This window comes from Jannaschia donghaensis, from assembly GCF_001403795.1.
In the GTDB taxonomy this organism is placed as follows: Bacteria; Pseudomonadota; Alphaproteobacteria; order Rhodobacterales; family Rhodobacteraceae; genus Jannaschia; species Jannaschia donghaensis.
This window is the reverse complement of sequence record NZ_CXSU01000011.1, coordinates 737,365-750,263: the sequence shown is the minus strand read 5'-3', so window position 1 is coordinate 750,263 and position 12,899 is coordinate 737,365. Positions and strand designations below refer to the sequence as shown.

Annotated in this window: 14 protein-coding genes; 1 reads left to right on the top strand and 13 read right to left on the bottom strand. The window is 65.8% G+C overall.

Going from position 1 to position 12,899, the window contains the following annotated elements:
* Nucleotide 1: 1 nt before the first annotated feature.
* The 12 genes from JDO7802_RS08105 to JDO7802_RS08050 form a co-directional block, all read right to left on the bottom strand.
* Nucleotides 2–700 (bottom strand): SH3 domain-containing protein, encoded by a 699-nt coding sequence (locus JDO7802_RS08105; protein ID WP_055084344.1) that lies wholly within the window; start codon nucleotides 698–700, stop codon nucleotides 2–4.
* Nucleotides 701–792: 92 nt separating this feature from the next.
* Nucleotides 793–1,914 (bottom strand): lytic murein transglycosylase, encoded by a 1,122-nt coding sequence (locus JDO7802_RS08100; RefSeq protein ID WP_055084343.1) that lies wholly within the window; start codon nucleotides 1,912–1,914, stop codon nucleotides 793–795.
* A 108-nt stretch (nucleotides 1,915–2,022) separates the two neighbouring features.
* Nucleotides 2,023–2,805 (bottom strand): crotonase/enoyl-CoA hydratase family protein, encoded by a 783-nt coding sequence (locus JDO7802_RS08095; protein ID WP_055084342.1) that lies wholly within the window; start codon nucleotides 2,803–2,805, stop codon nucleotides 2,023–2,025.
* A 63-nt stretch (nucleotides 2,806–2,868) separates the two neighbouring features.
* A complete protein-coding gene (locus JDO7802_RS08090; RefSeq protein ID WP_055084340.1) occupies nucleotides 2,869–3,723 on the bottom strand; it encodes a hydroxymethylglutaryl-CoA lyase in 855 nt (284 codons plus the stop codon).
* Nucleotides 3,716–4,357, bottom strand: a complete 642-nt coding sequence (locus JDO7802_RS08085; protein WP_055084338.1) for a glutathione S-transferase family protein — start codon at nucleotides 4,355–4,357, stop codon at nucleotides 3,716–3,718. The genes JDO7802_RS08090 and JDO7802_RS08085 overlap by 8 nt, the downstream gene beginning before the upstream one ends.
* 64 nt (nucleotides 4,358–4,421) lie before the next feature.
* Complete coding sequence (locus JDO7802_RS08080; protein ID WP_055084336.1) at nucleotides 4,422–6,353, bottom strand: acetyl-CoA carboxylase biotin carboxylase subunit; 1,932 nt, start codon at nucleotides 6,351–6,353, stop codon at nucleotides 4,422–4,424.
* Nucleotides 6,353–7,027 carry a hypothetical protein gene (locus JDO7802_RS08075; RefSeq protein WP_144430557.1) on the bottom strand — a complete coding sequence of 225 codons (675 nt, stop codon included), beginning with the start codon at nucleotides 7,025–7,027 and terminating at the stop codon, nucleotides 6,353–6,355. Before JDO7802_RS08075 ends, JDO7802_RS08080 begins: the two co-directional genes overlap by 1 nt.
* On the bottom strand, nucleotides 7,024–7,452 hold the full coding sequence (locus JDO7802_RS08070) for an ASCH domain-containing protein (RefSeq protein WP_055084332.1): 429 nt from the start codon (nucleotides 7,450–7,452) through the stop codon (nucleotides 7,024–7,026). The genes JDO7802_RS08075 and JDO7802_RS08070 overlap by 4 nt, the downstream gene beginning before the upstream one ends.
* Nucleotides 7,452–9,056 carry a carboxyl transferase domain-containing protein gene (locus JDO7802_RS08065; RefSeq protein WP_055084328.1) on the bottom strand — a complete coding sequence of 535 codons (1,605 nt, stop codon included), beginning with the start codon at nucleotides 9,054–9,056 and terminating at the stop codon, nucleotides 7,452–7,454. Before JDO7802_RS08065 ends, JDO7802_RS08070 begins: the two co-directional genes overlap by 1 nt.
* 123 nt (nucleotides 9,057–9,179) lie before the next feature.
* A complete protein-coding gene (locus JDO7802_RS08060) occupies nucleotides 9,180–9,590 on the bottom strand; it encodes a DUF1622 domain-containing protein (RefSeq protein WP_055084326.1) in 411 nt (136 codons plus the stop codon).
* On the bottom strand, nucleotides 9,590–10,114 hold the full coding sequence (locus JDO7802_RS08055) for a hypothetical protein (protein WP_144430556.1): 525 nt from the start codon (nucleotides 10,112–10,114) through the stop codon (nucleotides 9,590–9,592). Before JDO7802_RS08055 ends, JDO7802_RS08060 begins: the two co-directional genes overlap by 1 nt.
* Nucleotides 10,111–11,274, bottom strand: a complete 1,164-nt coding sequence (locus JDO7802_RS08050) for an isovaleryl-CoA dehydrogenase (RefSeq protein WP_055084324.1) — start codon at nucleotides 11,272–11,274, stop codon at nucleotides 10,111–10,113. Before JDO7802_RS08050 ends, JDO7802_RS08055 begins: the two co-directional genes overlap by 4 nt.
* Before the next feature lie 164 nt (nucleotides 11,275–11,438).
* Here JDO7802_RS08050 and JDO7802_RS08045 point away from each other — a divergent pair, with 164 nt between their 5' ends.
* Nucleotides 11,439–11,987 carry a hypothetical protein gene (locus tag JDO7802_RS08045; RefSeq protein WP_055084322.1) on the top strand — a complete coding sequence of 183 codons (549 nt, stop codon included), beginning with the start codon at nucleotides 11,439–11,441 and terminating at the stop codon, nucleotides 11,985–11,987.
* A gap of 75 nt (nucleotides 11,988–12,062) precedes the next feature.
* Here JDO7802_RS08045 and JDO7802_RS08040 read toward each other — a convergent pair whose 3' ends face one another.
* Nucleotides 12,063–12,884: a DUF481 domain-containing protein gene (locus tag JDO7802_RS08040; protein ID WP_055084321.1), complete on the bottom strand. Its 822-nt coding sequence runs from the start codon at nucleotides 12,882–12,884 to the stop codon at nucleotides 12,063–12,065.
* Nucleotides 12,885–12,899 lie beyond the last annotated feature (15 nt).

Here is a 12,899-nt window from a genome sequence, read left to right as displayed (position 1 = left end):
GTCAACGCGCCCGGTCGCTGGCCGCAAGTGGGGGCACGTCGATCCGGCGCAGGCCAACCAGCGTCATCTTGACCCAGGCGACCGGCCCGCCCTGAACCGAGATGCGGCACCAGCGCTGCGCGGCATCGCAGACGTCGATGACGCCGCCCTGGCCTGGGTCCAGCAGACCGACGACGGGGTTTTCGGTGCCCGGCCCCGCGCGCAAATTCACCGGCCCGGCCGTTACGTTATAGAACGGCGCGTTCGTCGCGAACATGAACGGCACGCGGGCCCCCGGCGGCGCGGGCGGCACGCCGCCGATCATCCCGCGGACCGCGTCGGTGATCGCCCCCGGCAAAGGTCGCGTGCCCACGGGCCCGCCGTCCAGCGTCGTGCTCTCGATCGGCGCGGTGCGCAGCGGCGTGATCGGATCGGACCGCGACAGATCGGATGCGCCGGTCGCCCGCGGCGGGGCCAGGCCGAAGGTGTCGACCCAACCGATCTTGTTGCGTGCCGTCAGCAGGCACCATTTGCCGTCCAGATCGCAACGCCCCCGGTCTGCCACCTCGCCCGGATCCAGGACGTGGATCAGCGGAAACTGCAATCCGGGTCCCGCCCGCATGTCGACGCCGAACTGGCTGGTGTTGCGCAGCGGGTCCGCCACCGCAGGCAGCACCATCAGTGTCACCGCAAGGGTCAGAAGGATTGGAAGAAGGCGCATCGAGGTCCTTTCACGCTGCCGCTCGGGGCCGAACAGCCCGGTCTTCCATGTGGCGACGGGCCAGCCGATATGCGATAGCGGCGGCCGGAAATTCAAAGCATGTTCAAAAGCGCAACCGACGGATCGCCCGTCACGGCCAGCCCGCGCGACCGCTGGAACGCGGAAATGGCGGCGCGGCTTCGCGGTCCGATGACGCCGTCGTCGCCGTCGGTGTCGAACCCCGCGCGCGTCAGCTTGCGCTGCAGATCCTGCCGCTGGTCGATGGTCAGGCCGAAACGGTCGGGGCCGAACGGCTGACGCAGCGGACCGCCGCCAGCGATCCGGTCGGCCAGATGCCCGACCCCCAGCGCATAGGCATCCGAGTTGTTGTAGCGCTTGATGACGCGGAAATTCGGCCCCGTCCGGAACGACGGCCCGCCCCGGTCCGGCGTCAGGTTGCCGCTCGGATCCTCGATGGCCCAGCTTTGCCCGGCCTTCCAGCCTGCGTCGCGCAGGTACGCCGCGGCCGAGGCCAGCGCGTCGGCCGGATCGTCGCTCCAGATGTCGCGGCGGCCGTCGCCGGTGAAATCGACCGCCGATTGCAGATACGACGTCGGGATGAACTGCGTGTGGCCCATCGCGCCAGCCCAGCTGCCCAGCATCCGCTGCGGGGTGATGTCGCCGGATTGCAGGATCTGCATCGCCGCGATCAACTGTTTTTCGAAGAACGCCCCGCGACGACCATCGAAGGCCAGCGTGGACACCGCGCTGACCGTCGGGATGTCGCCGCGCCGTGCGCCGAAATTGCTCTCTACGCCCCAGATGGCGCAGACGATCTCGGCGGGCACGCCATAGCGGCTTTCGATGGCCTGCAGCGTGCTGCGATTACGGGCGAAGGCGGCGCGCCCTGCGGTCACTTTCCGCTCGGGCGCGACGATGGCGATATAATCTTCGAAGCTGCGCTTGAATTCGGTCTGGTTGCGGTCGCGGGCGACGACGCCGGGCACAAAGCCCTGCCCCCGAAACGCGGCCTCCAGCGTCGCCTGCGAAATGCCTTGCGACCGTGCGCGGCCCTTGAACCCCTCGACCCACGCCGACCAGCCGGCATTCGCCCGTGGAATAAGGTCGGGATCAGCGGCGCGAAGGCCGGGGCGCGATGATGTGACGGGCGCGTCCGCACAGGCGGAAAGGGGCGCGACGGCGAGCATTGCGGTGAACGTGCGACGGGTGAACATGCCTGCAGGGTCCTTCTGACGAGGGTTTGGGCATAGTCTAGCGGAGCCGGAGACTCCGGCCAAGCGGACAGATCACATGCGCGCCGGGTTTCGCCGCCGGATCCCGTTTCACTCCACCCACGTCGGCTTGCGCTTGTCGAAAAAGGCCCCCACGCCTTCGGACGCCTCGTCCCCGTTCCACCGCGCCGACAGGGCATCGATCGTCGACGCGATCGTCGACGCGTCGATTACGGGGCCCAGCGACCGGGCCAATCGTTTCGCATCCGCCACCGCGCCGGGTGCGCAGGACAGATAGGGCACAACCTCCGCCTCCACCGCGGCTTCCAGATCGCCCGCCTCCACCGCCTTCGACAGTACGCCCAGATCGACCGCCTCCGCCGCATCGAACCGGCGGGAGTTCATGAAGACGCGCCGCGCCCGACCTTCCCCCATCCGCGCGATCACGTAAGGCCCGATCGTCGCCGGGATCAGCCCCAGCCGCGTTTCCGTCAGGCCGAAAACCGCGCTGTCCACGCCGATCGCCACGTCCGACACGCAGCACAGGCCCACGCCGCCACCAAAGGCCGCGCCGTTCACCCGCGCGATCAGGGGTTTCGGTATCGTGTTAAGCGCCTGAAGCATTCCGGCCAGGCGCTTGCCCTCGGTCGCACGCGCCGCAGGCTCCGCATCGAATTGCGCCCGCATCCAGCGCAAGTCGCCGCCGGCGCAGAACGATCGGCCCGCCCCGGTCAGGACCACGACGCGGCTGTCGTCGCTGCCCAATGTCCGGGCGATATCGGTCAGATCGTCCATCATCTGCGCCGACATGGCGTTGTGCGTGTCGGGCAAATTCAGGATCACCGTCACGACGCCGCGACGGTCGCGGGTCACATCCAGAGTTTCATAGTCCATCGGTCCTCCTAGTCGGGCCTCACGCGCCCGATCTTGTTATGTCTCGTCCAGCGTCGCCAAACATCAGGCGCTTTGCATCGCCCGCGCCATCGCTGCCGCCCGGTCTATGATGTCTGCGTCCAGACCCGTAGCGTGGCCAGCCGCCGTCAGATGGGCCAGCAACGTCTCGGTCGCCACGTTGCCCGCCGCGCCGGGCGCATAGGGACACCCGCCAAGGCCGCCGACGGCCGCGTCAAACACCCGAAGGCCCCGCGCCAGCGCGACATCGACATTTTCCAACGCGCGTCCGGCGGTATCATGGAAATGTCCTGCCAGACGTCCGGCGTCCATCTCACCCAGCACGGCATCCAGCATCGCATCCACCGCGTCCGACGTGCCGCGCCCGATCGTATCGCCAAGGCTGATTTCATAGCACCCCAATTCACGCAGGGCGGAGACGACGGCGGCGACATCGCCGGGCGGCACCGGCCCGTCAAACGGGCAATCCGTCACGCAGGAGACATAGCCCCGCACGGGCATCCCATGATCCCCGGCGGCCCGCACGACAGGCGTGAACCGCTCCAGACTTTCGATGATCGTTGCGTTGAGATTGGCCTTTGAAAACCCCTCCGACGCGCTTGCGAAAATCGCCACCTCGTCCGCCCGCGCCGCCCGCGCGCCGTCATAGCCGCGGATATTCGGCGTCAGCGCGGCATAAGACACGCCCGGCGCACGCGCGATGCCCGCCAGGACCTCTGCGCCGTCGGCCATCTGCGGCACCCATTTCGGGCTGACGAAACTCGCCACCTCGATCCGCCGGAAACCGGCCCCCGACAGCAGGTCGATCAGGGCGATCTTATCCGCCGCCGGAATCATTCGCGCTTCGTTCTGCAATCCGTCGCGGGGCCCGACTTCGAAGATTTCGACCGCGTCAGGCATCGGGCACCTCGTAGAAGTCCTGCCCGTAAAGGCCCGCGCCGTCGTTGGACGCCGCGAAGGCCGACCGTGCCTCGAACCGCGCGACCCAGGCGGCCATCTTGGGGCGATCGCCGACCCGGTGGAACCGCCGCGCCATGACGACGGCCTGACCGACAGCCACATCCGCAGCCGAGAATTCCGACAGAAGCCAGTCGCCCGACAACCGCGCTTCGATGGCGTCGAAGCATTTGCCCACGCGCGCCGCCTCCAGCTTCATCACCACGGGCGACCGCATCCAATCCTCGCGCAGCATCACGTGGCTTTGCGTCAGCGCCGCCGCATGCTGGGAAATCGTTTCGGAAAAATGCACCCAGATCAGCCAATCCGCCCGTTCCGCATCGCCCGGCATGCGTCCAAGATGGCCGAAGCGTTCGCACAGAATTTCGATGATGGCCCCCGTCTCCCAATAAGAGCGCCCGTCCATTTCCAGCGCGGGAACGCGACCGGCCGGGTTGAGGGCAAGGAAATCGTCAGACCGCAACGTCTTGTCAAAGGGCCAGACACGCACATCGAAGTCCGCGCCCAGTTCGTGCAGCAGCCACAGCACCCGCTGCGAGCGGCTTTCGGGTACGTGATGCAGAACGATCTTCGCCATGTCCGCTTCCTTTTTCCGGCTTCAAATACCACGGGGGCGCGAGGGCAGCGCCCTCATCCCGCCGTCAGTCCTCTTGCATCCGCACCAGCGGTGCCCCCGCCTCGACCTGATCGCCGGCTGCTGCAAGCACCTCGCCCACGGTTCCATCGTGCGGGGCCACCAGCGTGTGCTCCATCTTCATCGCTTCCAGCACGATCAACCGCGCGCCCGCCGCGACCTCTGCGCCTGCGTCCACGAAGACCGTCTTCACCAGGCCGGGCATCGGGGCGAGAACCACGCCGGACGCCGCCCCGCCCCCCGCGGCCACGGCCAACGGGTCGGGCACGTCGAAAGAATAGACGTTGCCCCAGAAAACATGGACCATCCCCGGGGCATGGCCGACTTGCGCCGGGACCGTTTCCCCGTCGACGCGCCAACCGCCGTCGCGCGTCACCATGTGTTCGGCGTCGTCGATGGTCACACGGTATCGGTCGCCACCCAATCCCACGACCTGTGCCACGATATCCTCGTCCCGCCAGGTCAGATGCGCCTTCCATGTCAGGGGCATCCACAGGTGCAGGCTCTCGCTGTTCTGGCCCTTGTCCAGACCCAGCGCCGCAAGCGCCGCGATCGATCGCGCGCGCGAACAGGGCACCGGCCGCGCGGCCAAGGTATCCACGTCCCGATCGATCAGGCCGGTGTCCACGTCACCCGCGCGGAAGCCCGCATGCTGCGTCAGGCGGCGCAGGAACGACAGGTTCGTGACCGTCCCTGCAACCTGAGTCTGCGCCAACGCCCGCTCCAGCGACAAAAGCGCCGTCGCCCGTGTGGGCCCGTGGGTCACCAGCTTGGCGATCATCGGATCATACCAAGGGGAGATGGTATCGCCGGCACGCACACCCGTTTCCGCCCGCGCGCCATGTGGAAACCGCAGATGGGTCAATGTGCCGGTCTGTGGCAGGAACCCACCCGCCGCATCCTCGGCGTAAAGGCGGGCCTCGAAACTGTGACCGGTGATGGTCAGGTCTTCCTGCCGCAGCGGCAGACCCTCGCCGCTGGCCACGCGCAGCTGCCATTCGACCAGATCGACGCCGGTGATCGCCTCGGTCACCGGATGCTCGACCTGCAGACGTGTATTCATCTCCATGAAGTAGAACCGGTCAGGGCGCAGCCCGTTGCTGGCGTCCACGATGAACTCGACGGTGCCGGCCCCGGCGTAGCCGATCGCCTCGGCCGCGCGCACTGCAGCACCGCCCATGGCCGCCCGCATCTCCGCGGTCATGCCGGGGGCCGGGGCCTCCTCGATGACCTTCTGATGGCGCCGCTGAAGCGAGCAGTCGCGCTCGAACAGATGCACCGCCTTTTCGCCGTCGCCGAAGACCTGCACCTCGATGTGGCGCGGCGTGGTCACCCATTTCTCGATCAGAACGTGGTCATTGCCGAAGGCCTTCCTGGCCTCGGATTGCGCCGCGTCCAGCGCGTCGGCAAACTCCGCCGGGGCCTCGACCTTCCGCATCCCCTTGCCGCCACCGCCCGCCACAGCCTTGATGAGCAAGGGATAGCCGATCTTTTCGGCCTCCACCGCCAGGTCCCTAGGGTCCTGCCCCGCTCCCTGATAGCCTGGCACGACCGGCACACCGGCCTCGGCCATCAAGTCCTTGGCCGCGTCCTTCAGGCCCATTGCCCGGATCGCAGAGGCTGACGGGCCGATGAACACCAGACCCGCTGCCTCCACCGCTTCCACGAACTCCGGGTTTTCCGACAAGAAGCCATAGCCAGGATGCACCGCCTGCGCGCCGGTTTTGACAGCCGCCGCGATGATCGTATCGCCTTTCAGATAGCTGTCGGCAGGGGCCGCCCCGCCCAGGGACACCGCCTGATCGGCCATCGCGACGTGCCGGGCACCGGCGTCGACGTCCGAATGCACCGCCACCGTTCCAACGCCCAAGCGACGGCAGGTGTCGATGACCCGGCAGGCAATCTCGCCCCGGTTGGCAATCAGGATCTTGGTGAACATCAGTTGCTCCCTGCGATATCGAGACATTCCATGACCGAGACAGGCAGCGGCCAGGCGTCGTAGTCCATGCCCGTCAACCGTCCTCCGGGCTGACCACGCCAGGCATGGCGATACAGGTCCATGTGGAGTTCGACCTTGAGACCGGCCAGCGCCACGTCGACCCGTTCCTGGGTCTCCAAGATCTCGGTTTCCAGCCGCTCCTCCGCGCTGTTGCCCCGCATCCAGCGCGGGCGCGGAATCAGCCCCAGCAGCGCGCGCCCCGTGGCCGATAAGGCCGACGTCGCGAGCCCCAGGACGAAAAGCGCGATTACCCCTTCCGACGGCAGCCATTCGGCCCGTTCCCAGGTGAGCCAGCCGCCGCCGCGGCGCTTGCCCGCGTCCAGCGCGTCGCGCGCCGCATCGAATTCCCGCGCGAAGGCCAAGCGCACATGGCGCGCGAAAGTGCGCCGGTCGAAGTCGTCCCGGCCCGCCCAGATCAGGAGTCTCGGCTGAACGAAGAGCCCTGTGCGCGACCGTTCGACGAACTGCTCGAAGTCGAAGATGAAGAAATAATCCTCGGCATCCGGCGAGTTGTGGATGACATGAACCGGGATATCGACCTTGCGGCCCAGCGACGGCATCCGAACCTCCGGCAGAACGTCCCACACGCGCGATAAGATGCCCTGCCGGCTCACGTGTTGCCCTCCGCGTAATCCTCGACCACGCGGAACCGCTCGCACATGATCTTCATGTCCTCCGACCATCCGCCCGTCCGCTCGAAATACGCGCGGTAAGCCTCGCGCCAGTGGGCCAGATCGCGGAATTCGCCCTGAGCCGCGACGAAGTCTTCGTCCATCTCGGACCAGCACCGGGTTTCCACGGCGACCGTTTCGATCATCACCGCCGGGCGTCCGTCCCATTCCAGCGCCACGTCGCGACGGCCGATTTCAGGCCAGGCGTCGCCTTTTTCGCCGTAGTGGCGTGCCGCCTCGCACGTCGCGGTCTTTTTGCCCGACCGGACCAGCGCCAGGATCTGGTCGCACAATGCCTTGTCGTCCCCGAACCGGAATGTCTCCGCCTCCGGGTTCGCGTCGATGATCTGTTGCAACGTCTGGGTCATCACATGCGGAACACGCCGAAGCGTGTCTCCTCGATCGGCGCGTTGAGTGCGGCGCGCAGCGACAGGGCCAGCACCTGACGCGACTTGCGCGGGTCGATGATGCCGTCGTCCCACAGCCGGGCCGAGGCGTAGAGAGGATGCGACTGCCGGGCGAACATCTCCTCGGTTGGGCGCTTGAACGCGGTCTCCTCCTCGGGCAACCATTCCTTCCCCGCCCGCTCCATCGCGTCGCGCTTCACGGTGGCCAGCACGCCTGCGGCCTGCGGCCCGCCCATGACGGAAATGCGGGAATTCGGCCAGGTCCACAGGAACCGCGGCTGATAGGCGCGACCCGACATGCCGTAGTTGCCGGCCCCGAAGCTGCCGCCCACCAGCATGGTGATCTTGGGCACATTCGTGGTCGCGACCGCCGTCACCATCTTGGCCCCGTGGCGCGCGATGCCCTCGTTCTCGTATTTGCGGCCGACCATGAAGCCGGTGATGTTCTGCAGAAAAACGAGGGGGATGCTTCGCTGTGAACACAGCTCGATGAAATGCGCGCCCTTGGCCGCGGACTCCGAGAACAGCACGCCGTTGTTGGCGACGATGCCGACGGGCATCCCCTCGACCTGCGCGAAGCCGGTGACCAGCGTTTCCCCGAACCGCGCCTTGAATTCGTCGAACCGGCTGCCGTCGACCAGCCGCATGATGACCTCCCGGATGTCGTAGGGCGTCGTCAGGCTGGCGGGCACGACGTCGAACAATTCCTCCGGATCATAGGCGGGGTCGTCCCAGGTCGTATCCGGCAGACCGGATCGCGGATCGCGGTTCAAGTTGCCCACCGCCTGTCGCGCCAGGGCCAGCGCGTGTGCGTCAGTCTCGGCCAGGTAATCCGCCACGCCCGACAGGCGCGTGTGGACGTCGCCGCCGCCCAGATCTTCGGCCGTGACAACCTCCCCGGTGGCCGCCTTGACCAGCGGCGGGCCGGCCAGAAAGATCGTCCCCTGTTCGCGCACGATGATGCTGACATCGGACATCGCGGGCACGTATGCGCCGCCGGCGGTGCACGACCCCATGACGACGGCGATCTGCGCGATGCCCTTCGCAGACATCCGCGCCTGATTATAGAAGATGCGCCCGAAGTGATCGCGGTCGGGAAAGACCTCGTCCTGATTGGGCAGGTTCGCGCCCCCGCTGTCGACGAGGTAGATGCAGGGCAGCCGACATTCCTCGGCAATCTCCTGCGCGCGCAGGTGTTTTTTGACGGTGATGGGATAATAGGTCCCGCCCTTGACCGTGGCGTCGTTGCACACGACCATCACATCGCGTCCATGCACCCGGCCCACGCCAGCGATGGCCCCGCCGCCGGGGGCCGCGCCATCATACATGCCGTGGCCCGCAAAGGCCCCGACTTCGAGGAATGGCGAGCCGGGGTCCAGCAGGCCAGCCACCCGGTCGCGGGGCAGCATCTTGCCGCGGCTCAGATGCCGCTCCCGCGATGCCTCCCCGCCCCCGGCTCCCGCAATTTCAGCGGCGGCGCGCACTTCGGCCAGCGCGGCGTCGTGGGCGGCACGGTTGGCTTTCGCCTGATCGGAATTGGCGATGAGGGCGGAGGTGAGTTTCATCGGGCTGATCCTTGAACGGAGGGACGAGCGATCATCAGTAAGCCTCCGACTGCGTGCGCAGGTCGAGGACGCGGCGGTCCGTGTGGTCTGGCATAGCGAAGCAGAGGAGAAGGGCGACGCGCATCATTCCGCCAGCTCCTTCTTCACCTGTTCGAGTTCGCGGTCGAGGAAGTAGGAGATGAGCGAGCGGATGATGACCAGCAGACCGAGGAAGACGAGGTCGGCCATGGCGAGCGACAAGGCGGTGTGGATGATATCGGAGACGATCAGCAACTCCAGCCCAGCGAGGATGTAACGGCCCAGCTCGACCCGCTCCATATTGACGCCCTTGACCCGCGTTTTCGCATCCGTGCTGAGTTCGGCGCGTACGAATCCGACCGCGAACCGCGTGGCCCCGATCAGCAGGATCACGCAGCCGAAGATGTCGATTGCGACGACGAGGTATTCGAGCCCGTGGACCAGCCAGGCAAGTTGATCGTGCAGCACCGAGCCCTCGCGGACGTAGTCGAAGAAGGAGGTGGGGGCGCTGTCCATCAGTTCGACGTCCGTAGTTCATCTGCCCAGACTTTCGCAATCTGTGCATCACCGTAGGCCGAGAGTGTGTCCAGACCCACGCAGCTATCGGCGATCGAGAATTCGACCGTGCCGATTTTCAGCCCTGTCGAGAAGCTACAGAGGTACCCCATCGGTTCGATGTCGAGAAAGGCAATCTGGGCGGCAGTGCGGCGTTGGTCAGTGAGCGTGCTCGCAGACAGCATCGCAGCTTGGACATCAGAAGTCTCGGCAACGTCCATTGCAACCCGGTGCAGAATCGTTGCCGCATCGATGAGGCAGACGAATGAATCTCTTGCCGAGCTAAATCCATCGAGAAACGTGTTTCCACAGGTTGGGTTACCGATTTGTACAATTCCCAACATCGGTGAGACGCGTGCAGCCGCGCGTTCTTTCGCCATGCAGACTTGCAGCCGTCCAATATCTGCCGGTGTCTGCTGCGCATGGGCCAAAGTCGGCAGACATGCGGCGATCAGACCCCATAGAACGAGCGCGAGCGCCCTCACCCCATCGCCCCCATCAGCTCCCGCCCGACCAGCATCCGACGGATCTCGCTCGTCCCGGCCCCGATCTCCATCAGTTTGGCGTCGCGGAACAGGCGCGACACCGGACTGTCTGACATGAAGCCCGCGCCGCCCATGGCCTGCACGGCCTGGTGGGCCTGCTTCATCGCCTCCTCGGAGGCATAGAGCACGCAAGCCGCCGCATCCTGCCGCGTGACCTGGCCGCGGTCGCAGGCCTTGGCGACCTCGTAGACGTAGGCGCGGGCCGAATTCATCGCGGTGTACATGTCCGCGATCTTGCCCTGCATCAGCTGGAAGCTTCCGATGGGTTTCCCGAACTGCTTGCGCTCGGCCATGTAGGGCATGATCGCGTCCAGGCAGGCGGCCATGATGCCGGTACCGATGCCGGCCAGCACCACGCGTTCGTAGTCGAGCCCGGACATCAGGACACGGGTGCCGCCCCCCTCCTCGCCCAGGATGTTCTCGAAGGGAACTTCGACATCCTCGAACACCAGCTCCGCCGTGTTCGATCCACGCATCCCCATCTTGTCGAAATGCTTGGAGGTGGAAAACCCGGCCATGCTTTTCTCAATCAGGAAGGCGGTTATGCCCTTGCTGCCTGCCTCCGGGTCGGTCTTGGCATAGACGACCAGCGTCGTGGCATCCGGTCCGTTGGTGATCCAGTATTTCGTGCCGTTCAGGATGAAGCGGTCGTTGCGCTTCTCGGCGCGCAATTTCATCGACACGACATCCGACCCCGATCCGGCCTCCGACATGGCCAGCGCCCCGACGTGTTCACCGGAAATCAGACCGGGCAGATACTTCGCCTTCTGCTCGGCCGTGCCGTTGAGCGCGATCTGATTGACGCACAGGTTGGAATGCGCCCCGTAGGACAACGATACCGAAGCCGAGGCGCGGGCAATCTCCTCGACCGCGATGACGTGGTCGAGATAGCCCAGCCCCGCACCGCCGTCCGCCTCGGGCACGGTAATGCCAAGAAGGCCCAACTCGCCCATTTCTGTCCAGAGATCCGAGGGGAAGGTATTCGTCGCGTCGATCTCGGCGGCCATCGGGGCCACCCGCTCCTGCGCCCAGCGGTGGACCATGTCGCGCAGGGCGTTGGCGTCGTCGCCCAGATCGAACTGCATGGTGGCGTTGAACATAGGATCCTCCGGGATGCGGCGCGTGAATTGAACACTTGTTCTATTAATTAGCGCATCGTCCCCGCCCCGTCCATCCCAAGAGACGGGGTATGGATTCCCCTGCTTGACCCTGCGTCGCCCAAGCTGCAGCATCGCGACACGCATTTCAGTCGGAGATTTTAACCATGGCACGCTATTGGGTCGCCTTCTACCGCGGCAAGGGTCGGGTAATGGATTGGGTTATCCGCAAGGCATCCCGTGCGCCGTATTCCCATGTGGAGCTGATCCGGCAGGAAACGCGCCCGCGCGACGGCGAAATCGTCACCTGCGTTTCCGCATCGGCCCGCGACGGGGGCGTCCGGATCAAGGACATCGAGCTGAAACCTGGCAAGTGGAAAGTCTACGAGGTGCCATGGGCGCATCCCGCGTCCTGGGATCGGGCCGAGGTTCATTTGGGCAAGCCCTATGAGCTGTGGATGATGGTCTGGAGCCAGCTTATCAAGTTCAACCGCACGAACCGGGACAAATGGTTCTGCTCCGAACTGGTGGCCCATGCGCTGGGCCTGGCGATGCCCCACGCCAAGTCGCCGTCGGACCTGCTGCGGGCGGTCCATGACAACACGCGGACCTGGAACTATGCCATCGCCCGCCAGAAAGGTCTGGTGGATGCCCCGGTGGCGGCAACCGATCTTGGCCCCGAGGACGAGGAAGAAGCGCCCGGCGCCGTCGGCTGACATCATCCGGGCAGGTCTGCGTCACGACGAAGGGGCGGATCGCTCCGCCCCGTTCGATATTCTGGACAATCGGCCTTAGAAGCCGACGACCAAGGAGATGCCGACGGTGTTGTCGGTGCTCTTGATCCCGTCGGACGGGTCCGAGTCGTACTCCGTGTTGTAGCTGATCCGCGTCGACAGGGTGTCGTTGACCTTGAAGTTGACGCCGAAGTCGTTCGAGACGTTGTAGTCGCTGCTCGACCCCAGAATGTCGGTGTCATTGGTGAGCGAGACCGTATCGCTGAACGCGTAGTAGAAGCGCGAAGAGATCAGGGCGGCTGCCTCGGTCTCGGAATCGCGGGTTACCTGGTCTTCGATGTAGCGGATGCCGGGGCCACCCTGAACGCGCCACGCGACCTGTTCGGTGTTGTAGACCCGGTAGCCCAGACCCAAGCCCAGGAAGGCGTCCTGACGGTTGTCGGTCTGATTGTCGTACTGGTAACGACCAGTTCCGTAGGCATAGACCGTCGGCGTGAAAAAGCGGCTTCCTTCGTAGGTCAGGAAGAATTCTTCCTCGTCGCTTTCGCCATCGGCTTCGCCATACTCGGCCGCGAAGCCGACCAAGTGGTTCCACGAACCCTGCCCGTAGGTCAGGCGACCCGCCAGCGACAGATCGGCCGTGTCGTCGGTGCCCGATGCGGTCAGCGCGGCGGAGCCGCGGAAGCCCTGCACGACGCCGTTTTCGCCGAAGCGTGCGGCATCGTTCTGACGGCCCAGGTCGCGGCGCGCGTCGCGGTCGATGTCATCGATACGGTCGTCAAGCTGGCGGACACCGGTGATGGTGTTCTGCGCGAAAGCCGGAGCGGCCAGGGACAGGGCCAGCACAGTCGTGGCAGCGAGTGTTGCAATCGTTTTCATGTCGAGGATCCCCTC

Excerpts from the sequence above, each read along its gene's own strand:
- JDO7802_RS08040 (WP_055084321.1), bottom strand. The coding sequence starts at position 12,884 with ATGAAAACGATTGCAACACTCGCTGCCACGACTGTGCTGGCCCTGTCC.
- JDO7802_RS08050 (WP_055084324.1), bottom strand. The coding sequence starts at position 11,274 with ATGTTCAACGCCACCATGCAGTTCGATCTGGGCGACGACGCCAACGCC.
- JDO7802_RS08045 (WP_055084322.1), top strand. The coding sequence starts at position 11,439 with ATGGCACGCTATTGGGTCGCCTTCTACCGCGGCAAGGGTCGGGTAATG.
- JDO7802_RS08060 (WP_055084326.1), bottom strand. The coding sequence starts at position 9,590 with ATGGACAGCGCCCCCACCTCCTTCTTCGACTACGTCCGCGAGGGCTCG.
- JDO7802_RS08100 (WP_055084343.1), bottom strand. The coding sequence starts at position 1,914 with ATGTTCACCCGTCGCACGTTCACCGCAATGCTCGCCGTCGCGCCCCTT.
- JDO7802_RS08065 (WP_055084328.1), bottom strand. The coding sequence starts at position 9,056 with ATGAAACTCACCTCCGCCCTCATCGCCAATTCCGATCAGGCGAAAGCC.
- JDO7802_RS08105 (WP_055084344.1), bottom strand. The coding sequence starts at position 700 with ATGCGCCTTCTTCCAATCCTTCTGACCCTTGCGGTGACACTGATGGTG.
- JDO7802_RS08080 (WP_055084336.1), bottom strand. The coding sequence starts at position 6,353 with ATGTTCACCAAGATCCTGATTGCCAACCGGGGCGAGATTGCCTGCCGG.
- JDO7802_RS08090 (WP_055084340.1), bottom strand. The coding sequence starts at position 3,723 with ATGCCTGACGCGGTCGAAATCTTCGAAGTCGGGCCCCGCGACGGATTG.
- JDO7802_RS08085 (WP_055084338.1), bottom strand. The coding sequence starts at position 4,357 with ATGGCGAAGATCGTTCTGCATCACGTACCCGAAAGCCGCTCGCAGCGG.
- JDO7802_RS08095 (WP_055084342.1), bottom strand. The coding sequence starts at position 2,805 with ATGGACTATGAAACTCTGGATGTGACCCGCGACCGTCGCGGCGTCGTG.
- JDO7802_RS08070 (WP_055084332.1), bottom strand. The coding sequence starts at position 7,452 with ATGACCCAGACGTTGCAACAGATCATCGACGCGAACCCGGAGGCGGAG.